At 62.5% G+C, this 22,596-nt stretch carries 24 protein-coding genes; 4 read left to right on the forward strand and 20 right to left on the reverse strand.

Annotated features, from left to right (window positions below):
* Positions 1–665 precede the first annotated feature (665 nt).
* Positions 666–1,100, reverse strand: coding sequence for a hypothetical protein (locus tag QXZ85_RS33155; protein WP_315769713.1), 435 nt, complete (start codon positions 1,098–1,100; stop codon positions 666–668).
* 253 nt (positions 1,101–1,353) lie between these two features.
* Positions 1,354–1,650, reverse strand: coding sequence for a hypothetical protein (locus tag QXZ85_RS33160; RefSeq protein WP_315769711.1), 297 nt, complete (start codon positions 1,648–1,650; stop codon positions 1,354–1,356).
* 370 nt (positions 1,651–2,020) lie between these two features.
* On the opposite strand from QXZ85_RS33160, the gene QXZ85_RS33165 reads away from it, so the two are divergent.
* The gene (locus QXZ85_RS33165) at positions 2,021–2,431 is read left to right on the forward strand and encodes a barstar family protein (RefSeq protein WP_315769709.1); all 411 of its coding nucleotides are present in this window, start codon (positions 2,021–2,023) and stop codon (positions 2,429–2,431) included.
* A 211-nt stretch (positions 2,432–2,642) separates the two neighbouring features.
* On the opposite strand, the gene QXZ85_RS33170 is transcribed toward QXZ85_RS33165, so the two are convergent.
* Positions 2,643–3,458 (reverse strand): TrmB family transcriptional regulator, encoded by an 816-nt coding sequence (locus tag QXZ85_RS33170; RefSeq protein ID WP_316175654.1) that lies wholly within the window; start codon positions 3,456–3,458, stop codon positions 2,643–2,645.
* Between the two features lie 127 nt (positions 3,459–3,585).
* Between QXZ85_RS33170 and QXZ85_RS33175 the strand changes: the two genes are divergently transcribed.
* Together QXZ85_RS33175 and QXZ85_RS33180 are read left to right on the forward strand one after the other, a co-directional pair.
* On the forward strand, positions 3,586–3,951 hold the full coding sequence (locus QXZ85_RS33175) for a RidA family protein (RefSeq protein WP_315763066.1): 366 nt from the start codon (positions 3,586–3,588) through the stop codon (positions 3,949–3,951).
* A complete protein-coding gene (locus QXZ85_RS33180) occupies positions 3,948–5,144 on the forward strand; it encodes an MFS transporter (protein WP_316175652.1) in 1,197 nt (398 codons plus the stop codon). The genes QXZ85_RS33175 and QXZ85_RS33180 overlap by 4 nt, the downstream gene beginning before the upstream one ends.
* Before the next feature lie 285 nt (positions 5,145–5,429).
* Here the strand turns inward: QXZ85_RS33180 and QXZ85_RS33185 are convergent, their stop codons facing one another.
* The 12 genes from QXZ85_RS33185 to QXZ85_RS33240 form a co-directional block, all read right to left on the reverse strand.
* Positions 5,430–6,809 carry an aspartate aminotransferase family protein gene (locus QXZ85_RS33185; RefSeq protein WP_316175650.1) on the reverse strand — a complete coding sequence of 460 codons (1,380 nt, stop codon included), beginning with the start codon at positions 6,807–6,809 and terminating at the stop codon, positions 5,430–5,432.
* 69 nt (positions 6,810–6,878) lie between these two features.
* Entirely contained in the window at positions 6,879–7,838 is a 960-nt protein-coding gene (locus tag QXZ85_RS33190; protein ID WP_316175648.1) for a helix-turn-helix domain-containing protein, read from the reverse strand.
* A 149-nt stretch (positions 7,839–7,987) separates the two neighbouring features.
* Positions 7,988–8,965: a biotin-dependent carboxyltransferase family protein gene (locus QXZ85_RS33195; RefSeq protein WP_315705914.1), complete on the reverse strand. Its 978-nt coding sequence runs from the start codon at positions 8,963–8,965 to the stop codon at positions 7,988–7,990.
* A complete protein-coding gene (locus QXZ85_RS33200; RefSeq protein WP_315745500.1) occupies positions 8,955–9,830 on the reverse strand; it encodes an allophanate hydrolase subunit 1 in 876 nt (291 codons plus the stop codon). The genes QXZ85_RS33195 and QXZ85_RS33200 overlap by 11 nt, the downstream gene beginning before the upstream one ends.
* Positions 9,831–9,835: 5 nt before the next feature.
* On the reverse strand, positions 9,836–11,263 hold the full coding sequence (locus tag QXZ85_RS33205; protein WP_315769699.1) for an acetyl-CoA carboxylase biotin carboxylase subunit: 1,428 nt from the start codon (positions 11,261–11,263) through the stop codon (positions 9,836–9,838).
* 17 nt (positions 11,264–11,280) lie between these two features.
* On the reverse strand, positions 11,281–11,523 hold the full coding sequence (locus QXZ85_RS33210; RefSeq protein ID WP_315705917.1) for an acetyl-CoA carboxylase: 243 nt from the start codon (positions 11,521–11,523) through the stop codon (positions 11,281–11,283).
* Between the two features lie 32 nt (positions 11,524–11,555).
* Positions 11,556–12,284, reverse strand: coding sequence for a LamB/YcsF family protein (locus QXZ85_RS33215; RefSeq protein ID WP_315705918.1), 729 nt, complete (start codon positions 12,282–12,284; stop codon positions 11,556–11,558).
* Between the two features lie 91 nt (positions 12,285–12,375).
* Positions 12,376–13,563, reverse strand: coding sequence for an ABC transporter substrate-binding protein (locus tag QXZ85_RS33220; RefSeq protein WP_315705919.1), 1,188 nt, complete (start codon positions 13,561–13,563; stop codon positions 12,376–12,378).
* A gap of 33 nt (positions 13,564–13,596) precedes the next feature.
* Positions 13,597–14,670, reverse strand: a complete 1,074-nt coding sequence (locus QXZ85_RS33225; protein WP_316175646.1) for a branched-chain amino acid ABC transporter permease — start codon at positions 14,668–14,670, stop codon at positions 13,597–13,599.
* A gap of 3 nt (positions 14,671–14,673) precedes the next feature.
* Complete coding sequence (locus QXZ85_RS33230; protein ID WP_315705921.1) at positions 14,674–15,588, reverse strand: branched-chain amino acid ABC transporter permease; 915 nt, start codon at positions 15,586–15,588, stop codon at positions 14,674–14,676.
* Between the two features lie 2 nt (positions 15,589–15,590).
* Complete coding sequence (locus QXZ85_RS33235) at positions 15,591–16,313, reverse strand: ABC transporter ATP-binding protein (protein ID WP_315705922.1); 723 nt, start codon at positions 16,311–16,313, stop codon at positions 15,591–15,593.
* Positions 16,313–17,071 carry an ABC transporter ATP-binding protein gene (locus tag QXZ85_RS33240; RefSeq protein WP_315727954.1) on the reverse strand — a complete coding sequence of 253 codons (759 nt, stop codon included), beginning with the start codon at positions 17,069–17,071 and terminating at the stop codon, positions 16,313–16,315. The genes QXZ85_RS33235 and QXZ85_RS33240 overlap by 1 nt, the downstream gene beginning before the upstream one ends.
* A gap of 116 nt (positions 17,072–17,187) precedes the next feature.
* Here QXZ85_RS33240 and QXZ85_RS33245 point away from each other — a divergent pair, with 116 nt between their 5' ends.
* On the forward strand, positions 17,188–18,108 hold the full coding sequence (locus QXZ85_RS33245) for a LysR substrate-binding domain-containing protein (RefSeq protein ID WP_315705924.1): 921 nt from the start codon (positions 17,188–17,190) through the stop codon (positions 18,106–18,108).
* Positions 18,109–18,173: 65 nt separating this feature from the next.
* Here the strand turns inward: QXZ85_RS33245 and QXZ85_RS33250 are convergent, their stop codons facing one another.
* Genes QXZ85_RS33250 through QXZ85_RS33270 form a run of 5 tightly spaced genes read right to left on the reverse strand, consistent with a single transcriptional unit; the run spans position 18,174 to position 22,593 of the window.
* Entirely contained in the window at positions 18,174–19,529 is a 1,356-nt protein-coding gene (locus QXZ85_RS33250) for a HAMP domain-containing sensor histidine kinase (protein WP_315705925.1), read from the reverse strand.
* A gap of 4 nt (positions 19,530–19,533) precedes the next feature.
* Positions 19,534–20,196: a response regulator transcription factor gene (locus QXZ85_RS33255; RefSeq protein WP_315705926.1), complete on the reverse strand. Its 663-nt coding sequence runs from the start codon at positions 20,194–20,196 to the stop codon at positions 19,534–19,536.
* 59 nt (positions 20,197–20,255) lie between these two features.
* On the reverse strand, positions 20,256–21,563 hold the full coding sequence (gene ccmI / locus QXZ85_RS33260; RefSeq protein ID WP_316175644.1) for a c-type cytochrome biogenesis protein CcmI: 1,308 nt from the start codon (positions 21,561–21,563) through the stop codon (positions 20,256–20,258).
* A complete protein-coding gene (locus tag QXZ85_RS33265) occupies positions 21,560–22,060 on the reverse strand; it encodes a cytochrome c-type biogenesis protein (protein WP_315766716.1) in 501 nt (166 codons plus the stop codon). The genes ccmI and QXZ85_RS33265 overlap by 4 nt, the downstream gene beginning before the upstream one ends.
* Positions 22,057–22,593 (reverse strand): DsbE family thiol:disulfide interchange protein, encoded by a 537-nt coding sequence (locus QXZ85_RS33270; RefSeq protein WP_315705929.1) that lies wholly within the window; start codon positions 22,591–22,593, stop codon positions 22,057–22,059. Before QXZ85_RS33270 ends, QXZ85_RS33265 begins: the two co-directional genes overlap by 4 nt.
* Positions 22,594–22,596: the final 3 nt, after the last annotated feature.

Here is a 22,596-nt window from a genome sequence, read left to right on the forward strand (position 1 = left end):
TCGGCGCCAATCCGGGGACCCCACGGGGTTCAACGCGGCGCCCCCCGCAACAAAACGTTTTCACGCGGCCAAGACCCACAACGGACCTCGGGCCACTTGTCATCCGCTCATCTTTTGGGGTACTGCCCCCGGCAGTCACAGGCTCGGCAATTGTGCTGCCTCAGTGGCGCTCCGAATGAATGCCGAGATTAGCTTCGATTGTTACTATCCGGAAGATTGCGACCATATTGAGGGCTGCTATCGTCTCCCCGGCGAGGAGTGGCGAGTTTTCTACTTTACCCGCCGGTGGCAGGGAAAGCCAGAAGTTCGACCAGACGCGGTCTGGAGGAGCGGAATCAGGGGAGTCCAAGTGAATCACGCCAAAGATGCTGTCCTCAACAACTCCGTCGTAATGCAAGTGCTATCGAGTGCACTCGGCGTCACACACTGGACTGAGGTTCGCGGTCCCGACTCTCTCCAGCTCAAATAGCTTGGCGTTAGCCCACCTCTAAGGATGCACACAGAAACAGCGCGCCGCTCGGCACGCCATAGCCAGTGTAGGGTGGGCAAAGGCGCGTTCGTGGTGTGTCCACGTTCAAGCTCTCAATGGCGCCGTGCCCACGAGTTGCCTATCAATACAACCATGATGGTGGGCACGCGCCGCTGATGGCGGCGCTTTGCCCACCCTACGCTTGCTGAAAAGCCGCCCTCGACCCGTTGCAGACTTTTCGAAGACTTGGCATCGTGGTGCGATGATTGGCGGTCGGCGTGCAAATATGCGTAAATGGAAGACGACATGGCTTTGTGCGCTTTGCTTGATTGTTGGTTGTATTGTATTCGACCGGGCAGATGCCTGCGCGGTGGCGAGCGTACAAACTGGTGTGCTCTTTGACCATATCCCCGAGGGAATCGATGCGCCAGTCGTCGTCGAGGTGACAATCGTCAGCAGAGAAGCCGATATTAGCTCCCCGTACTATGGTCGATTGGCTGTGATGAATGCTCGGGTCGAAAGGGTCGTCAGGGGAACACTCGATAGCGACTCGGTAAGAATCGTTACCGGTCACACGACTTGTACCCGAATTGGCCTCGGACATGGTTTCGTAGCCGGTACGCTCGAACATGATGCTCAGCTTGGGCTCAAGCTGATTTCGATACAGCGATCCTATGAAACGCTCATACAGAGAAGATAGTTTTGGATTGTCTTATCGAATTCTAGTTAGCGAGCATCGGGTGGACAAAGGCGCAAGCGTGTGTGTCCACGTTCAAGCTCTCAAAGGCGCCGTGTCCACGAGTTGCTTATCAATACAAACCGTGATGGTGGGCACGCGCCGCTGATGGCGGCGCTTTTGCCCACCCTACGCTTGCTAAACTGTGTCATTCATAAAATGCTCCTGCGACTACGATCATCGCCGCGCGACGCCAAACATCAGATACGTCTGGCCGAGAGTCAGCGGTGGGCAGCGTGTCCTCGGCCCAAGCTGCTGCAGACTCCAAAAATTGTCCGATGGAGCCGCTTTCCCAGCCGTTTGCTCCCGCCGAGTATGGTGACGATGGGTTCACTAACTCCTTTTCCCGCTGATCTTCCCAATCCAGCGCCATCGTCTGCAAGAGCTGAATGAATGCCCGTTCGTCATCAACTTTCTCGGCTGCTGCGATCAGATCGTGGACCACTATGACCTCCAAAACGTGAGTGTATTGCAGCGTGATTACTTGCTTATTGTAGCAGCGTAGGTTTCTCCAATCATCTTCTGCTTGTGGCCCGTCCCGGACCTTCCGGTCTGCGTCCGCGATGTCAGCTTCCGGGCCTCGACCGGAAGTCGGGGGCCGATAGGCCGCTTGTGACTCATACCAGAAGTCTTCCCGACATCGCTGCTGTCGCCTTCCGCTGCCGCGGAAATCCGGCATCGCAGAAGTCGGGCAGCTGTCAGGGGGAAACCGATCGAAGCGGCTGTTGATCCAGGAAAGCAGCAAGTGACCCGAAGCTAACGTCACGCACCTGCTTCTGCTACGATAGGTCGGACGAAATGCAGGGACGCGTTACGTGACCGATACAAGATCCACGTTTCACATCGAAGGACTAAGTTTTTCTACCTTGGAGGAATTCTTCGATCATTTCGGCCGCAGCGTGGGGACGTGGCCGTGGGGCAAGAATTTGGACGCATTCAACGACATCCTGCGAGGTGGCTTCGGGACCCCGGATGGAGGCTTCATACTTTGTTGGCATAACCACGGAATATCCAAGCAGCGTCTCGGATACGAAGAGACCGTCCGACAGTTACAGCTACGACTGGGGCGATGTCATCCCGCCAACAGGGACCACGTCACAAGAGAATTGAATGCCGCACTCTTGCGCAAGGGGCCAACGGTGTTTGATTGGCTTATTGAAATCATTTCGGCTCACGGCCCCGGCGGTGACGAGCAAGAGGACAAAATTGAACTGAGATTGCAGTGACCAAAGCAGCCAGCGTAGGGTGGCAAGGGCGCGTTCGTGGTGTGTCCACGTTCAAGCTCTCAATGGCGCCGTGCCCACGAGTTGCCTACAATAGAAGGCGCTCAGTCATGCGCGTGAGCCTGTCTCGCAGCCTCCCTGTCAAGGAAAGGCCGGGCAGCGGAGGCATGGAAAGTCTTGGGTCATGTCTCATCGACTTGGCTTACGGCTGGGCTCATTGGCTTACGGCTGGGCTCAGAATCGCCCGCATATCCGGCGTCGCCAGAACCCGCCGATACTCGCTCGCCGACATCGCGTTGATGAGCAGGCGACCGCTGACATCGGCTTTGATGTATTCGACCGCAAGAAGGATCGTCACCGGGTTGGTCGTCAAAACAGCCTGATCGGGCGTGCGGTCGCCGAATTCGGCGACGACAGTCTGGCTGTCATCTGCCACGACAACGGCCAGCCGGCGTCCGGAAAGGCGCAAGCGCGCGCTCGCCCCGCATTCGGAGAGATCGTATGTGTGCGGTCCGACAAGCGTCCGTTTGCCATAGATTGCCACCTGAGTATCGACCCCACGCGCTGTCGCTTGCTCGAGCAGCGGACCGATCTCGTCCATCTCCTCGTCCCAGATGCCCGCAAAGATGTGGCGCTCGGCTCCGGCCGTGACACGCGCGAAAGCCTGAACGATCGTCTGACGGCTGCGCAGTGACCAGACAAGGCCGAGTTCCTCCTGAACGGGCAAGTGATCGAGCTTTTCTTTGGCGGCAAAGACATCAGCTTCGAAACGAGACCGGGCGACGGCCAGCAGGTCGGCATGCGGAACGGCAGAGTAGCGCACTGGTTCAGAACGGTTGACCAGAACCGCTCCTTTGCTCTCCAGCCGTCCGAGCGTTTCGTAAATTTTGGACGGCGGTACGCCCGCGCCTCGGCTGACCTCGGCACCCGTCAGGGCACCTTGGCCGACCAGCGCGATGTAAGCCTGTGCCTCATATTGTGAAAAGCCAAGACGTATCAGTGTGTTGATCAGTTCAGGGTCGGTGGCCATGGCACTCAGGCCGACTGCGTCTGCGCGCAGGCGGCTCCTCAAAGAAGCGGATTTGAATCTATTGACTACTATGGTAGTAAGTGACAATAGTATCAACTACTACCTCAGTGGTTATATAGGGAACGTCATGCGCACGCTCGTCAGCACTGGCTCCTCGTGGGAGCCGAAGGTCGGCTATTCGCGGGCCGTTATCGTGAACGACACGATCTACATTTCGGGGACGGCAGGTCAGGGTGCCGATGTCTACGCCCAGACCCGGGACGCTCTCGGCACGATCGAAAAGGTTCTGACGGAGAACGGCTTCGCTCTGGCCGATGTCGTGCAAAGCCGGCTGGTCGTCGCCGATTTCGAGCATTGGCAGGACGCAGCGCGTGCCCATGGCGAGGTCTATAATGCGATCCGACCGGCGTTTTCGCTGGTGCATGCGTTGCCTTTCGTCGAGGACACAATCCTCGTCGAGGTCGAGGCTATCGCCGTGCGGGGGGCCGCGTGACCACTCTGGCCGACCCGCGAGAGACGCCGCTTTCCGCCGGCTTGATCGTCCTTTTGGCCGTCACGGCCGGTGGAGCGATCGCCAACAATTACGCAATCCAGCCGAGCCTCGATGCAATCGCGCAGGATATCGGCACCACGCCGAGCGCGATCAGCATGACGGTTTCTGGCGTCATGCTCGGCTATCTTGCGGGGCTGGCGCTGCTCGTGCCGCTGGCCGACCATGTGAACCCGCGGCGATTGATCCCCGGTCAACTCCTTGCGCTGGCCGCAGCGCTGATTGCTGCCTCGATGGCGCCGAGCGTGGGCCTTCTCCTCGTCTGTTTCGTTCTTGTCGGAGCGATGACCACGGTCGCCGCGCAGACGAGCGCGATCGTCGGAAAGCTCGCAGCGCCTGCACACCGGGGCAGGCAGATGGGCCTTATCTCCGCCGGCATCTCGGCCGGCATTCTGCTGTCGCGCTTCGTCGGCGGTCTGCTGTCGACATGGGTCGGATGGCGGGCAATGCTGCTTTGCTTCGCTGGCGCCTGTTGCGTTGCCGCGCTGGCGACGGCTCTGAGGCTGCCGGCTAGTCGACCGCAGCCCACAAAGGGGTACTTCTTCACACTGCGTTCGGTGCCGGCGCTGTTGATTCTGTTTCCGCAACTGCGCCTGTCCGCAGCGGCGGGCATGCTCTGGTTCTTTGCGTTCAGCACCATATGGGTAGGGCTCGCGATCTCACTGGCACAGCCGCCGTGGTCGCTGAACGCTGATGCGATCGGTCTCTACAGCCTTGTCGGGCTGCTCGGTCTCTTCGTCACACCAGTGGCCGGACGCTTTGCGGACCGGTATGGCGCGCGTCGAGTCAAGCTTGCCGGCCTTACGGCTGCAGCCGCTTCGGCGCTCATCCTCCTATCGTCGCTCGGTCAGCCACTCGCGTCAGCTCCGGCCCTTGCAGTATTCGATGCCGGTTGTTTTGCCGCGCAGGTCGCAAACCAAGCCGATATCGTCCGGCTCGATCCCGCTCGCTCAGGCGTGCTGAACTCGGCCTATTTGCTGCTCTACTACGTTGCCGGAGCTATCGGTACGGCCGCCGCAGGAGCGCTTGTGACAGCCGGCGGATGGACCCTCGTTGCCAGCGCCGCCGGCGCAGCCATCGTTGGCGCGATCGTGGCTTCTTGCTTTGATTTCAAACCGGAGACGCGGAGGAGTTGAACTTTAGCGGGGTGAACTCGGTACGAAATTCTCTGCTTTTTCTGGGCATTGGCGGCCGGTACGATGCCAAGGCCTACAAACGACGCAATCTCATCGAGCGCATGTTTTGCCGCCTCAACGACTTCAGGGCGTGGATGACCGGACCTTCGCCGCGCCGAAGCGGCTTCGACCGCGCCGTCGGGACGAGCCCGGCTATGACCGGTATCCAATTGGCAGGCCTATCGTTGCGAAGTCGATCGTCGCCATATGCGATAGCCCTGCCAAGAGGGGGGCGAGATCGGCCGATCAAGCCTCCGGCATGCCGGCGCTAACCCAGGCGCTGACGTCCTCGAGCGTCGCGGCGAAGCGCTTCAGCAGTTCGTCGATCTGGTCCCGGGTGATGATCATGGGGGGACAGATTGCGATGCTGTCGCCGATGTTGCGGATGATCAGGCCGTGATCATGGGCGCGGTCGAAGAACTTCATGCCGACCTTGCCGATCGGCTCGAAGCGCGCCTTGGTCGCTTTGTCGGCGACCAGTTCGACCGCCGCGATCAGGCCGCGGCCGCGGACTTCGCCAACCAGCGGATGATCGGCAAAGCGCGCCAGCTTTTCGCGTAAGTAAGCGCCGACCTCGGCAGCGTGCGCGACCAACCCGCGCTCCTCGATGATCGCGAGGTTCTCCAGCGCAACCGCGGTCGCGACCGGATGCGCGCTGGTGGTATAGCCATGCCCGAAGGTGCCGAGCCGGTCGGATTGATCGGCCATCGCCTGATACATGGTGTCGCTGATGAGTACGGCGGCAAGCGGCTGGTAGGACGACGTCAGCTGCTTGGAGCAGACCAGGATGTCCGGCTTGATGCCGAAAGTGTCGCAGCCGAACGTGGTGCCGAGACGACCGAACCCGTTGATCACCTCGTCGGCGATGACGAGCACGTCGTATTTGCGGCATACTTCCTGGACGCGCTGCCAGTAGTTCACGGGCGGCACGATCACGCCACCGGCGCCCATCAGCGGTTCGCCGATGAAGGCGGCCACCGTGTCCGGTCCCTCGCTGAGGATCAGCTCTTCGAGCTCGGTCGCGAGCCGTTCAGTGAACGCTTCCTCGCTCTCGCCGGGCAGCCCGAAGCGATAGTAATGCGGGCAAGTCACGTGCTTGGCGAAGGGCAGGGGCAGGTCGAAGCCGCGCTGGTTGGCCTGCAGCCCGGTCAAGCTGCCGGCGCCGATCGTGATACCGTGATAGGCGCCCTGGCGGGCGATGAACTTCTTCTTCTCGGTGCGACCGAGCGCGTTGTTGTAGTACCAGACGAACTTGATCGCGCTGTCGTTGGCTTCCCCACCGGAATTCGTGAAGAACACATGCTTCAGTCCGGGAGGGGCCAGGGAGACGAGCTTCTCGGCCAGGAGCGTCGAGGGCTCGTGGGACTTGTGGGTGAAGATGTGGTAATAGGGCAGCTTGGCCATCTGCCGCGTCGCCGCCTCGACCAGCCGCTTCTCGCCGAAACCGAGCCCCACGCTCCACAGGCCCGCAAGGCCTTCGATATATTCGCGCCCCTCGTCGTCATAGACATAGATACCGGAGCCGCGGCTGATCACGATCGGACCGACGCGCTCATGCCGCCTCATATTGGTCGCGGGATGGATCTGGTGGGCGATATCTTTGCTCTGCAGGGAATTCGTTCGCATGGACAAGGTGGCTTTCTGAGGACGGAAGCGTAAGCTTTATCGCGATCCAGACGGTGGCGATAGCGATTTTCAGGCATCGCAGGCGCGGTATGCAGCGCGCGCTTCGCTCGGCGTGCGACCGAAACGACTGCGATAATGGCGACTGAACTGCGCCTGGTCGCCATACCCCCAATGATAGGCAATTTCAGCCAGGCTCTTCCGGCACGCCGGATCGCGCAGCATGGCGTCGCACATCGCGAGCCTCTGGTTGCGGATGTAGCTGCACACGGTGATGCCCTCGGCCTCGAAGATCTGGTGCAAATATCGCAGCGAGATACCGCATCGATCGGCCACCACCTGGGGGACGAGCCGCATGTCGTCGAGATGGGTCCGGATGAAATGTTCGCAGCGATGCAGGTGCGCGTTGCGCACCGAGGAGGACTGGCCGACGAGCTCGCTCCGATCGGATTCGACCGCCATCACCAGGAGGTCGATCAGATGTCTGCCGGTCAGCGCGCGCGCCGGTTCATCGATCTCCTCGATCCGTGCGCCGGTCAGGCGGAGCGTATCGACGAAGAGGGCGCCGGCGCCGCGTGCGGCATCGATCTGCCGGGTGGCAAGACGTTCCGGGCAGCCGATGCGCGCGCGCAGCGCGGCGCCCGGAATCTTCAGCACCCAGAGCGCGGCGGGATCGCGATGACTGAACTCATATGGCGAGTGGCTCCGCTCGATCAGGAACGCTCCGGGTCCGCAGCGGACGTCCTTGCCGTCCTGCGCGAAGCGGATCTCGCCATGGTCGGGTACCGTGATCAGGTAGCTCTCTTCGCGTTCGGCGAGGAGATGGTGCGCATGGCGCTTGTAGAGCAGGCCATCCGAGACATTGCGGGAGACGGACACCGGGCCCAGCGACCACGCCGCCAGGCTGCCCTGAAAGTCGCGACGTCCCGGGAAGGACAGATCCAGCGGAAAATAGATCCTGGATACGACGTCCTGCCAGAACTGTCGGCGGCTGTGGCGGGGGATGTCGGCGGTCGCGTAACTGGCCTGCATATCACGCACTCCGAGGATGGGACGCAATTCTACGCAGCAATTGCCGTGCCCGATCGCTCGACATGCGACGATCGGGCCGGGGTCTTGTCGTCAGCCTCTTGAGCCAGCTGTCCCGTGCGGAGGCAGAAGGGGGACTCCAGTTCCGGCGATTAGGCCGCGAGCGAGGAGCGGAGCCCAGCCAGCAGTTCGGCTTTGTCTTTGCGGGCCGACAGCGCCGTCTCCATGTCCACCTTGACGAACTTCACCGGCGTGTTCGGCTGCAACTGGCCGATCAGATCCATGTCGGCGGAGATCACGGTGCCGACCATGAAGTAGCCGCCACCCGACACCGCGTCTCGATGCAGCACGATCGGTTCGGTGCCGCCGGGCACCTGGATCGAACCATAGGGATAACAGGCATCGGTGATGTTGGAGGGATCCGAGCCGGCCCCGAAGGGCGGCTCGCGCGGCACGAATTCGAGCGGCTTGCCGCCCCTGAAACGGTAGCCGATCCGATCGGCCTCCGGTGCGACCTTCCAAGTATCATCGAAGAAGCCGATGCCTGCGGCCTCGGTGATGCGGTGCCAGTAGAGGCCGGGCATCACGCGCAGCTCGGTCGGCATGCCCGGGGGCAGGCCACGCAGGGAGGCGGGGACGGTGCGTCCTTCCGCAACGGCTGTCGCCACACCGACCGGCAGCTCGTCGCCGGCCTCCAGCTTGCGACCCTTGAAGCCGCCGAGCGCGCCGAGCGCATAGGTCGAGCGCGAGCCGAGCACCACCGGCACGTCGATGCCGCCGGCCACCGCGATATAAGCCCGCGCGCCTTTCTTCAGGAAGTCGAACGACAGCTTCTGGCCGGCCTTCACCTTGAAGGATGACCAGGTCTGCTGCGGCTGGCCGTCCAGTTTCGGCGGCAGCTCGGCCCCGGTCACGGCGACCATGGCGTCGTCGGTGAATTCCAGCTCCGGCCCCATGAAGACGGCCTCGAGCACCGCAGCGCCTTCGGGATTGCCGACCAGCAAATTTGCGGCCACGAGCGCGTGCCGGTCCATGCCGCCCGAGAGCGGGATGCCGATGTGATAATAGCCCGGACGTCCGAGGTCTTGCACAGTGGTCGCCAGACCCGGCTTCAACACCTTAATGGCCATGGAGAACGCCCTCCAGCTTGCGATTGTAGCCGTCGATGTCGCGGTTGAATTCGGCGAGCGAGAACGAGACGTCGCGGATCACGGGAGCGAAGCGGCCGGCGTCGACATCGGCGACCGCCGCATCGTAGGCAGCGCGGTCGATCGGCTTCCACTTCACGATGTCACCGGGCTTGAACAGGCACATGAAGTCCTTGAGATAGCTGATGGTCTGGTTGGGATCGTAGATCGGCATCGGCGTGACGCCGTACATCTGGTAGCCGCCGGCGCCGCGCACCGAATAGATGCAGCTGAAACAGCCGCCGTGCCCGATCGTCAGCTTTGGGGTGTCGGTGCGCGGGCGCAGATATTTCGGGGCCTGGATCTGCCGCTGGCGTTCGACCATCTGGTACAGGAACGGCAGGCCGGCAACGAAGCCGACCATCGAGACAAACCAGGGCGCGCTGGAATGCGCCTCGATGAAGGCATCGACGCCGTCGAGATTGTTGATGCGTGCGGAATATTCGAGATCGGTGCTGGCCGGGTCCTGATGGCGTTCGCGGAAGCGCATCAGGGTCTCATGCGTCCAGGGATCGTTGTAGAGCACAGGAATCTCGATGATCCGTGTCGCGATCACGGGCTCGGACTTGTCGGCCGCCGCATCCATCCGTTTCAGCTCGGCGAGCAGATCGTCCGGCTTGATCACGTCGGGATCGAACTTCACCTGATATGACGCGTTGGCCGGGCAGATCTCGGTCACGCCCTTGATCTTGGCGTCGCGCACGGCGTTGGTGATGAAGAGACTCTTGAAGAATGCCTCAAGCGACATCGCTTCGTCGACCTCGGCGAAGATGTGCTCATCGCCGCCGAAGGAAAATCTGGTTTGCATCGGGATCACTGGCCTCCTGTTGCGGACGGGGCGGGTTCTGAGATGACGGCACGGGCTGGCGCGGCAGGTGCGACGAGCCGCGCGGCATTGGCTTCCAGCCATGGCTCCAGCCAGGCGGTATGAAACCGCGCCGCCTGCACCTCGGAATCCTGTGCGAGCGCCTGATGGAGAGACTTGGTCGTCACCAGGCCTTCGATGTTCAACTCGGTCAGCGCACGCGCGAGTCGCCGGATCGCAGCGGCCCTGTCCTCATCATGCACGATCAGCTTGCCGAGCAGGCTGTCGTAGAACGGCGGCACCGTATAGCCGGGATAGAGCATGCTATCGAAACGGACGCCGTTGCCGCCGGGGACGTCGAGGGCAGTCACGGTGCCCGGGTTGGGCATGAAGCCCTTTGCGGGGTCTTCGGCATTGATCCGGACTTCGATCGAATGACCGTGCAGGCGCACCTGATCCTGGCTGATGCGCAGGCGCTCGCCGCCCGCGATCCGGATCATCTCGCGCACGAGGTCGATGCCGGTGACCATCTCGGTGACGGGATGCTCGACCTGAATACGGGTGTTCATCTCCAGGAAATAGAACGCGCCGCTGCTGCTGTCATAGAGATATTCCAGCGTGCCGGCGCCGCGGTAATGCACCGCCTTGGCGAGCGCAACGGCGGAGGCGCACAGCTGCTCCCGAACGGCGGACGGCAGCGATGGCGAGGGCGCTTCCTCCCAGACCTTCTGCCGGCGCCGCTGCAGCGAACATTCGCGCTCGTAGCAATGGATGACGTCGTGCCCGTCGCCGAGCACCTGCACCTCGATGTGCCGCGCGCCTTCGATCAGCTTCTCGACGTAGAGGCCTCCGTCGCCGAAGGCGGCGAGCGCCTCCGCTTGTGCCTGCGGCATCAGATGATGAAATTCCTCGGCCGAGCGCGCGATGCGAATGCCGCGACCGCCACCACCGGCCGCCGCCTTGATCACCACCGGGAAGCCCGTCGTCTCCACCAGGGCGAACGCCTCTTCCGCCGACTCCAGCCGGCCGCGGCTGCCGGGCACTGTGGGCACATCAGCTGCGGCAGCCGCCGCGCGTGCGGCGACCTTGTCGCCCATCAGGCGGATCGATTGCGCCGTCGGTCCGACGAAGACCAGCCCGGCTTCCTCCACTGCCGCCGCGAATTCGGCGTTCTCGGCAAGGAAGCCGTAGCCGGGATGGATCGCGTCGGCGGAGGTCTCGTTGGCTGCGGCCAGGATCGCATCACGCCTGAGATAGGATTTCGACGCCTGCGCCGGCCCGATCTCGACGCTCTCGTCGGCGAGCCGGACCGCAAGCGACTCCTTGTCCGCCTTGCTGTAGACCTGCACGGTGGCGATGCCGAGCTCGCGCGCAGCGCGGATGATGCGCACGGCGATCTCGCCGCGATTGGCGATCAGAAGTTTTTGGATGGTCATGGATCGATCGGGCGCCCTCAAACCTCGACCTCGGCGATCGGCTGACCGGCCATCACGGCGTCTTCATTCTCGGCGAGGAATCGCACGAGCTTGCCCGTGATGCCGGCCTTGACCTCGTTGAACGACTTCATGACCTCGATCAGGCCGATCGTGTCGTTGTCGGTGATGGCGTCGCCGTCGCTCTTGTAGGCCGGCTGGTCGGGCGCGGGCTTGCGGTAGAAAATGCCGGGCAGGGGAGAAAAGATCTGCTGGATAGCCATGGTGTCCTCGTGATTGTCGCGGGTCGATCGGATTAGCGCGCCGGCAAATAGGAGCGGAGGGCCTCGCGCACGGCCTTGGTGATCGCGACCGCGTTCGGCGTGTCAGAATGGACGCAAATGGAGTCGGATCCCACGGCGACGTCGTTTCCGGCCACCGTTTTCGTCTGGCCGTCGGTGATGGCGCGCAGGCAGCGCGAGGCCGCCTCGGTCGGGTCCTTGGCGTCGTGCTCGCGGGTCACGATCAGCGAGCCGTCCTGATTGTAATCGAGATCGGCGTAATATTCGGCGACAAAGCTGTGGCCGCGACGCGGGTAGACCGTCTCGTGCAGCGTGCCTTTCATCCCGAACAGCGGCACCTTGTAGACGTCGGCCACATCGCAGACCGCATCTGCGATCTCTTCCATCCGCGAAGCCATGCCATAGAGCGAACCGTGCGGCTTGATGTGATTGAGGGCCATGCCCTCCGCATCCAGGAAGGCCTTGAGCGCGCCGACCTGATAGAGGATGCAATTGGTCATCTCCTCGCGGCCGAGCTTCATCTCGCGCCGTCCAAACCCCTGCAGATCGGGCAGCGAGGGATGCGCCCCGACCTTGACGCCGTATTTCTTGGCCAGACGCACGGTCCTGCGCATGTGGTTGAAGTCGGAGCCGTGGAACCCGCAGGCGACGTTGGCAACGTCGATCAGGGGCATGAGGCTGTCGTCATCGCCGAGTTTGTAAATACTGAAAGCCTCGCCCATGTCGCAATTGATGGTGACCATTTCCCGTCGTTCTCCCGGCGTCTGCGCTCTTTAGATCATCAGAGTGAGGGGCGCCGCAGACTATTTATGAGCTGCGGCGCCTTTCAAGGGTCTATTTCGACACGAGATAGTCGACCGGAATCTTTTCCGAGATCGTCCACTCGTCGATCACCTTCGGCTTGCCCTGCTCGGTATCGACGATCAGGTACCGGCCCTGGTTCTGGTGGTGCAGCTCCTTGCTGAAGGTGCGCGGTCCGAACAGGGTCGGCTCGTTGTTCATCTTCTCGAGCTCGGCGACCACGGCTTCGGCGTCGGTCGTCTTGGCCCGCTCGACCGCCTTGGCCCAGACGTCGATCAGGACGTAGCCCGGATAGACATACTGGCTCGACGGATCGCCGCCCGTCACTTCCTTGTATTTCTTGTTGAACTCGCCGACCTTCGGATTGGGATCGTCGCCGTAGATCGAGCCCTGCACCGGCACATAGAAGTTCGAGAGGTCCGGGACGGCATTCAGCCAATAGCTGCCATCCATGCTCGATCCGTTGAGGATCATCGACTTGATGCCGGCGGCCCGGATCTGTTTCACCGCGGAAACTGCGCCCGGCATCATCGTGCACAGCATGATGGCGTCCGGTTCCTTGGGCAGGCTCTTGATGCGGGTGATCTGCGAGGCGATCGAGGCGTCGTCATTCTTGAAGGTATCGCTGCCGGCGAGCGTGGCGTCCTTGAGATGCGGCATCATCCAGTCGAAGCCGTCGCAGATGCCCTTGTTGTAGACGGTCCAGCTGTCGAGCAGCCGGTAGAAGCTGCGGGCGTTCTTCTTCTTGTACGCCCATTCGGCCATGGTTGCGCCCTGCACGGCCGCCAGCACGGACGCCGAGAAGGAGTAGGGGCCGACGCCGGGGATTCCGGCCTTGATCGATTCGGCGCACAGGAAGAACGAGACCTTGTTGGCGGCCTGCGCCTGCAAGGCGGCTGGCGCACCGAAATCATAGTCGCAGGAGACGATGACGAGGTCCGCACCCTGGTCGAGCACGGCCAGGCCCGCTTTGGCGCCTTCGGCCTGGTCGGTCTTGGTGTCGGCGAAGACCGCCTTGATCTTCTTGCCGAGCAGCCCGCCGGCCTTGTTGATCTCCTCGATGCGGATCATCGCTGCATCCTGGGCCGGCTTATCGTAGGCCTGCATGAAGCCGGATGCCGCGGTGGCAAAACCGACGACAATCTCGTCTGCTGCCTGGGACGGTGCACACCACAACGCCACCAGCACGGCGAGCCCCCCCGCCAACTTCGTCAAACGCATCAGTAACTCTCCTCCGTTGTCTCGACCAAAGTATCAGTTAGACTCTTCAAGCGCGGGCTGGACCGGGCGCGGCACCACTTGCCGCCGCCGCCATCCACTCCAGGACAATTCGCGATTGCGGGTCAGGCCGGTCGGCAGATACATCAGGATGACGATGGTGATGACGCCGATCGCGACCTCCTGAACGCCATTGGGGAGGGCAACCGTCAGCCCGCCCAGGTTGACGCCCTTTTCGAGGTTGCGGAACAACTCGATCAATGTGGACATCGCGACGACGCCGATCACGGCGCCGCTGAGGCTGTACATGCCGCCGACGACAAGCATCGACAGGGTGATGAAGGTGGTGCGCAGATAGAACGCGCCGGGATTGACGATGCTGAGGAAGTGCGCGTAGAGCGCCCCCGCAAGGCCGATGATGAAGGCGCTGACGACGAAGGCGATCAGCCGTTCCCGGACGATGTCGATGCCGGAAGCACTGGCGGCGACGGCTTCATCGCGGGTGGCGCGCAGGGCCAGGCCCGAGCGGGAGATCGCAAACAGATACGCGATCGCGATGGCGACGGTGGCGCCGAGCCAGCCGTTCCAGACGTTCATGGTCGGCGGGATGCCGATGATCGAGCCTTGCCCGCCGGTGACCGAGTCCCAGTTCGAATAGACGTTGTTGACGACGCCGAGCAGGCCGAAGGTGGCAATCGATGCGGCGATTCCCGATAGCCGCATGATGACGCGCCCGACGACCAGGGCGAACAGCGCCACGAACAGGCCGGAGATCGGGGTCGCCAGCCACATCGATAGCTTGGCGTGCAGCAGCCATGTCGGCAGGCCCTTGAGCGTGATCGATTTCATCACCGGCGGGATGGTCAGCCACGCCGTCATATAGGCGCCGAGGCACATGAAGCTGATATGGCCGAACGACAAGAGGCCGGAATTGCCGATGAAGACATAGAGGCCGACGACCACCATGATGTTGATGAACATCTCGACGATGGTGCGGTTGAAGGCGCGGCTGCCGAACTGATAGCTGAGAGCCGCAATCACGAGCAGCAGCACGGCGAGGATGACCGGCGTCGCGATGGTCCGCCATAGGACTGAAGGCCGCTGCGACATGGTTCAGACCCTCTGCTTGGCGGATTTCGGTGCGAACAGCCCTTGCGGGCGCACCAGCAGAACCACGATGACCGCGCCATAGACGAAGGCGTCGCGGAAGACGCGGGCGTCGTGCGGCAGCGTAGCCTGGAACACGACGCTGGCCGCGCCGATCAGGAAGCCGGCAGCGACCGCGCCCGGCACGCTGCCCAGACCGCCGATGACGGTGGCGATGAAGGCGATCAGCATGACATTGGCGCCCATATTGATATCGGCCGTCCCGGAATTGGTCGCCAGGATCAGCCCGATCGCAGCCGCAAGCATGCCGCTGATGGCGAAGGCGAACAGGATGACCGCGTTGGCGCGGACACCGAGCATCCGGGCCATGGTGAAGTTCTCGGCTGCGGCGCGCATTTCGAGGCCATAGCGCGTTCGCTTCAGGAACAGCGTCAAGGCGGCGAGAACGGTCAGCGTGACGACGATCGTGACCACCTGAAGCATCGGAATGCGGGCACCGAGCACCTCGACCGGCAGGCCGAGCGTCGGCCACAGCGTGATCGACTTCGGGCGGCTGGAATACAGCATCAGCAGGAAGTTGCGGATGGCGAAGCCGAGCGCGAAGGACGCGATCATCATCGTGGCCGGATTGGCGTTGCGGAAGCGACGGAATACGATCACTTCCGACAATACCGACAAGCCGGCGCCGATGATGAGGAGCAGCGGCACCAGCAGATAAAAGGGCAGGTTACCGGCAAACACGATAGCGGCTGCACTGGTCGATGGCCACAGCATTGCGAACACGCAAGAAGCGATGAAATCGCCATGAGCGAAGTTGACCAGCCGCATCACGCCGAAGATGAGCGCGATCCCCAGCGCACCGAGCGCGTAGAGGCTGCCGAGGCTCAGCGCATCGAACACGATCTGCAGCAGCTCCGTCATGCTCAATGGTCTCCGAACCCGAAATAGGCCTGCTTCAGGCGCTCATCCTTGACCATCTCGCTGGCCGGCCCTTCGAGGACGATGCGGCCGCCGCGCATCAGGATCATCCGTCCGCCGGTCATCATGGCGCGGGTCGAGCTCTGCTCGACGATCAGCAGCGTGAGCCTCCGTTGCGCGCGCAGCCGCGCCAGGATTTCGTAGACCTGATCGATGATCTTGGGCGCGAGGCCAAGCGACGGCTCGTCGATGGCGATCAGGCGGGGCGACGTCATCAGCGCGCGGCCGATGACGAGCATCTGCTGCTGGCCGCCGGACAGCATGCCGGCAACGGCATGGCGGCGGTCCGCCAGAATTGGGAATTCGCTGTAGACGGCCTCCAGGTCGGCGGCGATCTTGTGCTTGTCGGACCGCATGCCGGCGCCGACTTTCAGATTTTCCTCAATCGTCAACGCGCCGAAGACATTGCGTCCCTCCGGCACCATGGAGAAGCCGCGCCGCGCGATCTGCTCCGGCGGCGCAGCTGTGATGGTCGCGCCGTCGAACGTGATGCTGCCCGAGGCGGGCGGCACGACGCCGGCGATCGCGTTCAGCAGTGTCGACTTGCCGGCGCCGTTGGGCCCGGTCACGAACAGGATCTCGCCTTCCTCGATGGCAAGGCTGACGCCGCGCAGCGCGGTCAGGCGGCCATAGCGCACCGTGAGATTGTCGACCGTGAGCAGCGTCATCAGACGGTTGCCCCATCGACGGCAAGGGCGGGGATCACCTCATCGTGCTGAGTGCCCATATAGGCGTGCCGGACCGCGTCGCTCGAACGAATCTGGGCGGGGGGGCCGACCTCAATGATCTCGCCGGAGTCCAGAACGAAGATGCGTTCGCACAGTTCGAGCACCAAGCCGATATTGTGCTCGATCAGTAGCACTCCTATGCCGAATTCTGAGGCAATGCGCCGAATGATCGACGCCAGCTCATGGCTCTCGTGCTCCGACATGCCTGCCGCCGGCTCATCCAGCAGCAGATAGCGAGGCTTGCACATGATGGCACGGCCAATCGCGACGCGCCGCTCGTCGGTGTAGGGCAGTGCTCCCGCGAGGGTGTTGGCGAGATGCGCAATGCCCAGCCAATCCATGACGTGCTCGGCTTCCGCGAGCGCCTCGCGGCGGCTGAGGCCGAGACCGACGCCGGTGACCTCCAGATTATCGACGACCGGCAGCTCACGAAATAGTCGGCCTGACTGAAAGGTACGCGCCACACCCTTATGGCGAAGCTTGTGAGCTGAAATACCTTTGATCGTTTCGCCTTCGAGCGCGATCGTGCCGTGACCTGCCTGCTGGAAGCCCGTCAAAACGTTGATCAACGTCGTCTTTCCAGCGCCGTTCGGGCCGATCAGTCCGGTGATGCTGCCGCGCGGTATCGCCAACGAGACGTTCGACAAAGCTTTCAGTCCCTCGAATTGGACGCTGATATTTTGAGCAATCAGGTCCAATTGAACTGAAGCCATCTTGACGCCTCTCAGGAACCGCGAGCGAACGGCTTGATTTTCGGCGTCGCACCAAGCAATTGTAAAACTCGAAAAATTGTTCGCTGATATCGGATTTTTTGATGGCTCTGACCTTCCGTCAGGTCCGCCACTTCATCGCGACGGCCGAAACCGGCAAGGTGTCGGCGGCTGCTGCTACGCTCAATGTCACGCAGTCGGCCATTACTGCGTCGATCAAGCTGCTGGAGGCCGACCTCGGAAAGAAGCTGTTCGACCGGCACTCGAACGGCGTGACCCTGACATTCGACGGGCAGCTGTTCCTGCAACGCGCCCGGGCGATCGAAGCCTGTGTTGCGGACGCGGTGCGAAGCCCTCATCGCTGGGGGCGGCAGGTCGATGGTACCGTCGATGTCGCCGTTAGTTACACCGTCGCCGGATATTTCATGCCCTCGCTTCTGTCGCGCTTCTGGCGCGCATTTCCAAGCATCACCGTCCGCCTTCACGAAAATGAACGCGACGCGATCGAGTTCGGCCTCGTCAACGGTCGCGTCGATGTTGCGGTCATGCTGGTTTCGAACCTGCATGACCGGGGGGCGATCCGCTCACGTCTTCTGCTCCGCTCGCCGCGGCGGATGTGGGCGCCTGCCGGTCATCCGCTGCTCCAGAAGGAGCGGGTTCGTCTTGCTGACCTTGCCGCGGAGCCATATTTGATGCTGACGGTCGACGAGGCCGAACGCTCGGCCATGCGTTACTGGCGGCCTACGCCGCACGTTCCCAACGTCATCTTCCGGACCATGTCGATGGAGGCCGTGCGCAGCATGGTCGCGGCCGGCATGGGCATCACCATCCTCTCGGACATGGTGTATCGCCCATGGTCGCTGGAAGGCCATCGGATCGATCTCAAAACGCTTGATGATGATATTCATACGATGGATGTCGGCCTCGCCTGGAAGAGTGATGCCGACTTGTCTCCTGCCGCGCAGGCCTTCTGCGAGTTCGTCGCCATGGCCTATCCCGCAGCAGAGCCGGTGCATTTCGAGTGAGAATGGCACGAGTTGCGCGCGGGCGGGCGGCGCGACGCCCGTATTTTCAGCCCAACGAGCTTAGCTCAGAGCGCTTTCTTCTTGAGAACCAGCTTCATGGCAGCACCGCCATGACGCGACTCGTCGATCCACAATTGGCCGTCATAGAGAGCGGCCAGATCTCGGGCGATTGCAAGCCCGAGCCCCGTGCCGGGCTTCTGTTCGTCCAGCCTCACGCCGACGTCGAAGATGCGCGTTCGGTGCTCTTTGGGGATGCCGGGGCCATCGTCCTCCACCGAGATCAGAACAGTGCTCCCGAGGTCGGAGACTGAAACGACGACGTGCTGCCGCGCCCATTTCGCGGCGTTGTCGAGCAAGTTCCCGATCAGCTCGATCAGGTCATTCGGATCGCAGCCCACCACGATGTCGGCACGCCCTTCGACCTGAAACCGCTTGTCGCGCCCTGAACCAAATCGCGAATAGGTGCAGATCAGCGTCTGCAGGATATCGGACAGAACCGCGCTGGCGCCGGCATTGGTCGATGCTGACGCGCGTGCGCGCGCCGTCTGGTAGTCGATCAGCAGGGCCATCCGCGAGCATTGCTCCAACAGGATCTTTGCCATCTGCTCGTTGCCGGATGCCTTGAGATCCTTCGCCTCTTCGTTGAGAATGGCCAGTGGCGTCTTCAACGCATGAGCAAAATTCCCCGCCAGGACACGGGCGCGTTCGACCATGCTGAGATTTGCAGTGATCATTCCGTTCAGCTCGGTGACCAGCGGCATGATTTCGTCCGGCAGGTCCTCGGGCAGCCGGCTGATCTTACCGGTCCTGACCGCGGCGAGGTCGCTGCGTATGCGCGCGAGCGGCCGCAGGCCATAAGCAACCTGGGCGTAAGCGGTACCAACCATTGCGAACGCCATGAGGCCCAGCGCGGTGGCGAGAGTGAGGTTCAATTGCTTCATCTCGTCGCTGATCAGCCGCTCGTCAGCACCGACACGAATGTCGATCGCTTGGTCCAGATGGGGCGGGCGGGTGATGTTCCGAACCATGCGCATCGGCCCGGTCGGTCCCGCGACGCTGATCGGAGGAGCCACCGATCGCGGGCGGTCCTCTTCAGGACCGGACGGAAGAGACAGCGTATCCTGCAATGACGGCGAACGGATCGTGGCGCCATTCGGCAGGAGGACCTGCCAATAGAGGCCAGACTGGGGAGGCGAGAATCTGGGGTCGCTGAGGTCGCGTGCGATAAAGGGCTTCAGCTCGGAATCGATGCCCACGAGGCCGATGAGTTCGCGGGCATGATCCAGAAGGTCGTGATCGAACTGTGCTTCGACGACGCGGCGGAAGACTGCCGAGAGGCCGAGCCCACTGACGAACAAGACGAGCGAAATCCAGATCGCCGCACCAGCGATCATGCGAGCACGGAAGTTGCGGCCGAACATTGGTCTATCCGATGCGATATCCCATGCCTCTGATCGTGCGAATGCAGTCGCGCCCGAGTTTCTTCCTGAGCCGGGCGATATAGACTTCGAGTGTATTCGAGTCGCGAGAATTGTTCCCCGAATAAATATGCTCCAACAGCTCGGGCTGGGACACGATGCGGTCGGGGCGGCGCATCAGGAATTCAAGAATACGTAGTTCGAGCGGACTCAGGCTGACTGTCTCGCCGCCCTTGCTGACGAGGCCGGCAGCAGCATTCACCTCGATCTGGCGCTGACGGAGCACCGCATCGGGCTTGCTGGACGCGCGACGGAGCAGCGAGTTGATCCGGGCGACAAGCTCCTGGGCCTTGAACGGCTTTTCCAGATAGTCATCCGCGCCGGCATTGAGGCCGTTGACGCGCTCCATCCAGCCGCTGCGGGCGGAGAGGATCAGGACAGGCAGTGTCCGCCCCGCGTGCCGCCAGCGCTGCAGCACGTCGAGACCGGAGATGCGGGGCAAGCCAATATCCAGGACGGCGGCATCATAGCTCTGAGTGTTGCCGAGCATCCACCCCTCGTTACCGTCTGTCGCGAGATCTGCTTCGAATCCGGCTTCACTCAGGCTTTCCCTGATCCGGTCGGCGTAAACAGCCTCGTCCTCTATCAGCAAGATACGAATGGTAGCCACCCCGATCGCCCACTATGGATCTGCCTCGTCACGCTGCGTGATTACGCCCTTCGTACTCGCTACGGGTCGACGCCGAGCTGCTTCGCAGCGTCCGCAATACGGGTTCGTTCCTCGCTATCGTCGGCAAAGACGGATAGCGCCCGCTGCAGCGACTGGCGGGCAAGTTCAGTCTCACCCAGCACGACCCGCGAGCGGATCAGCTTGATCCAGCCTTCCGCATCGCGCGGTGATTGTTCGAGCCGGCTGGCAAGATTGTCGACCATGCCCCGGATCATCGCACTGCGATCCTGCGGCGACATGCCTTGCGCGGCGCGGACGTCGTCCTGGGTCGGCCCTCTTGGAGCCGCGGTCTCGGTCGAGGACTTGGCCTTGTCGGAACGGAGCAACTCCTGCATGCGTTCGGAGGAGAGGTTCGGGCCGCTTGAGGCTGGAGCTTGCTCGCCTCCGAGTTCGGCCAGCCGCCGCTTGAGGTCCGGCAGCCACGGCTCGTTCGGATCGGCATCCAATATGATCGCCTTCCAATCGGCGATCGCCCCTTCCTTGTTGCCGTCCTGTTCTTTGGCAAGGCCGTTGAAGAAGCGCGCGCGTGAGTCCTTGGGATCAAGCCTCAGCGCTTCGTCCAGCTCCTTCTTGGCCTCGGCCTTGACGGTGCCGTCGGCCGCTCGCACCAGTGCTTCTCCACGCGCACTGTGGTACTCGGCGGAGTCGGGGCGCAGCTCGATTGCGCGAGAGTAGGCCTGAGCCGCATCCGCAAAGCGTTCGATATTGAAGAGAGACCAGCCGAGCAGCCGCCACCCCTCGACATCCTTCGGATTGCGATCGAGCCGCGTCTGCACACGCTGGATCATCTCCTCCACCGGAGGCAATCCGGCTTGCTGTGACGTGCGGCCTTGCGAATCCTGGGCGGCCGAAGGTTGCGACGACGCCACGCCTTGGGTGGTCGCGATGGGGCGGGCGTCAGCCGTCGCTCCTGGAGCCGGTACGTTGCTCGCTTGTCCCGGCGATGCGGAGGGGACGTCCGGACTTCCGATCACCGCATAGAGCAGAATGGAGCCGAAGACCACGATGCCGGTGACGACCGTGAGCGCAAACTTCCGTTCGGAGGAACTGAGTGGAGTTGCCTCTGCCTCGTCAACACGATCGGCCGTGAGGATACGCCGTTTGATCTCGAGCGTCGCACCCTCTGCCTCGGTCTTGTCGATCAGACCGCGTGCCGCTTCACCCTCGATTTCCTTGAGCTGGTCGCGGTACACGGCGAGCCCCTGAGCCGAGGCCAACTGCGCCCGCTCAAATCGGCGGATGAATGGGGTCGATATCAGGACGGCAGCGGCAGCAATCATTGCCGTCAACATCAGCCACAGAATCATACGGAGCTCCGTCGGTCGAGGATTGCGTCGATCGTTTTGAGTTCGTCAGCATTGAGTGGAGGAGCCTGCACTGCATCGCGCGCATTGGCCGCAGCACGGCGGACATAGCGGCCAAAGCCGATGACAGCCACGAGCAGGGCCAAGAACGGTCCGAGCCAAAGCAAGATCGTGTTCCACTGCAGAGGTGGCTTGAGCAGGACGAAATTGCCATAGCGGGCGACAATGAAGTCCACGGCCTGCCGATCGTTGTCCCCGGCCTGCAGGCGGTCTCGCAGTAGCACGCGAAGGTCGTGCGCCAAGGGCGCATTCGAATCGTCGATGCTCTGGTTCTGGCACACGACGCAACGCAGCTCCTGGCTAAGGACGCGTGCGCGGCCTTCCAGCTTTTCGTCTTTGAGCATCTCGTCAGGCAACACCGCACGGGACGGCGGCACCACGACGGTCGACACGAGCAGGGCGACGAACAATGCCAGTCGGCTGAGCCTTGGCTGGGTCATGACTCGCTCCGCAATGCTTTGAGCAACGGCTCGAATTCGTCGTGCCAGACCTCCTCGGTCAAAGGACCGGGATAGCGAAAGCGGATCCGGCCGGTGCGGTCGATCACGAAAGTCTCGGGAACCCCGGTGACGCCGAAATCGATGCCGATCCGGCCAGACTCGTCCGTGCCGACGCGGGCATAGGGGCTCCCGTGTCGCGCGAGCCAGCGCGCGCCGTCGCTGCGCATATCTTTCCAGTTCAGTCCATAGATCGGAATTCCCGAAGTCTCGGCCAGCTTCAGCAGCATGGGGTGCTCGACGCGGCATCCAGGGCACCAGGACGCGAACACGTTGAGCAACATGACGCCGCCCTTCAGATCCGTGCTGGAAAACCCGCCGTCCTTGCCGTCCAGCGAAGCCATGCTGAAGGCGGGTGTCGGCTTGTCGATCAGCGTCGACGGCATCCTGCGGGGATCGTTGGACAGGCTGAAGGCAAGTCCGGCGGCGAGCCCCAGGAAGGCGAGCAGGGGAGCGAGATAGGAAAGGCGCAGCATCGG

The organism is Bradyrhizobium sp. SZCCHNGR1005, assembly GCF_032489995.1.
GTDB lineage: Bacteria > Pseudomonadota > Alphaproteobacteria > Rhizobiales > Xanthobacteraceae > Bradyrhizobium.

Coding starts and splice junctions, on each gene's coding strand:
- QXZ85_RS33220 (WP_315705919.1), bottom strand. CDS start 13,563: ATGCGTTTGACGAAGTTGGCGGGGGGGCTCGCCGTGCTGGTGGCGTTG.
- QXZ85_RS33200 (WP_315745500.1), bottom strand. CDS start 9,830: ATGCAAACCAGATTTTCCTTCGGCGGCGATGAGCACATCTTCGCCGAG.
- QXZ85_RS33170 (WP_316175654.1), bottom strand. CDS start 3,458: ATGGCCACCGACCCTGAACTGATCAACACACTGATACGTCTTGGCTTT.
- QXZ85_RS33230 (WP_315705921.1), bottom strand. CDS start 15,588: ATGACGGAGCTGCTGCAGATCGTGTTCGATGCGCTGAGCCTCGGCAGC.
- QXZ85_RS33190 (WP_316175648.1), bottom strand. CDS start 7,838: ATGCAGGCCAGTTACGCGACCGCCGACATCCCCCGCCACAGCCGCCGA.
- QXZ85_RS33175 (WP_315763066.1), top strand. CDS start 3,586: ATGCGCACGCTCGTCAGCACTGGCTCCTCGTGGGAGCCGAAGGTCGGC.
- QXZ85_RS33235 (WP_315705922.1), bottom strand. CDS start 16,313: ATGACGCTGCTCACGGTCGACAATCTCACGGTGCGCTATGGCCGCCTG.
- QXZ85_RS33225 (WP_316175646.1), bottom strand. CDS start 14,670: ATGTCGCAGCGGCCTTCAGTCCTATGGCGGACCATCGCGACGCCGGTC.
- QXZ85_RS33245 (WP_315705924.1), top strand. CDS start 17,188: ATGGCTCTGACCTTCCGTCAGGTCCGCCACTTCATCGCGACGGCCGAA.
- QXZ85_RS33270 (WP_315705929.1), bottom strand. CDS start 22,593: ATGCTGCGCCTTTCCTATCTCGCTCCCCTGCTCGCCTTCCTGGGGCTC.
- QXZ85_RS33185 (WP_316175650.1), bottom strand. CDS start 6,809: ATGCGAACGAATTCCCTGCAGAGCAAAGATATCGCCCACCAGATCCAT.
- QXZ85_RS33215 (WP_315705918.1), bottom strand. CDS start 12,284: ATGGTCACCATCAATTGCGACATGGGCGAGGCTTTCAGTATTTACAAA.
- QXZ85_RS33210 (WP_315705917.1), bottom strand. CDS start 11,523: ATGGCTATCCAGCAGATCTTTTCTCCCCTGCCCGGCATTTTCTACCGC.
- QXZ85_RS33250 (WP_315705925.1), bottom strand. CDS start 19,529: ATGTTCGGCCGCAACTTCCGTGCTCGCATGATCGCTGGTGCGGCGATC.
- QXZ85_RS33205 (WP_315769699.1), bottom strand. CDS start 11,263: ATGACCATCCAAAAACTTCTGATCGCCAATCGCGGCGAGATCGCCGTG.
- QXZ85_RS33265 (WP_315766716.1), bottom strand. CDS start 22,060: ATGACCCAGCCAAGGCTCAGCCGACTGGCATTGTTCGTCGCCCTGCTC.
- QXZ85_RS33195 (WP_315705914.1), bottom strand. CDS start 8,965: ATGGCCATTAAGGTGTTGAAGCCGGGTCTGGCGACCACTGTGCAAGAC.
- ccmI (WP_316175644.1), bottom strand. CDS start 21,563: ATGATTCTGTGGCTGATGTTGACGGCAATGATTGCTGCCGCTGCCGTC.
- QXZ85_RS33155 (WP_315769713.1), bottom strand. CDS start 1,100: ATGTTCGAGCGTACCGGCTACGAAACCATGTCCGAGGCCAATTCGGGT.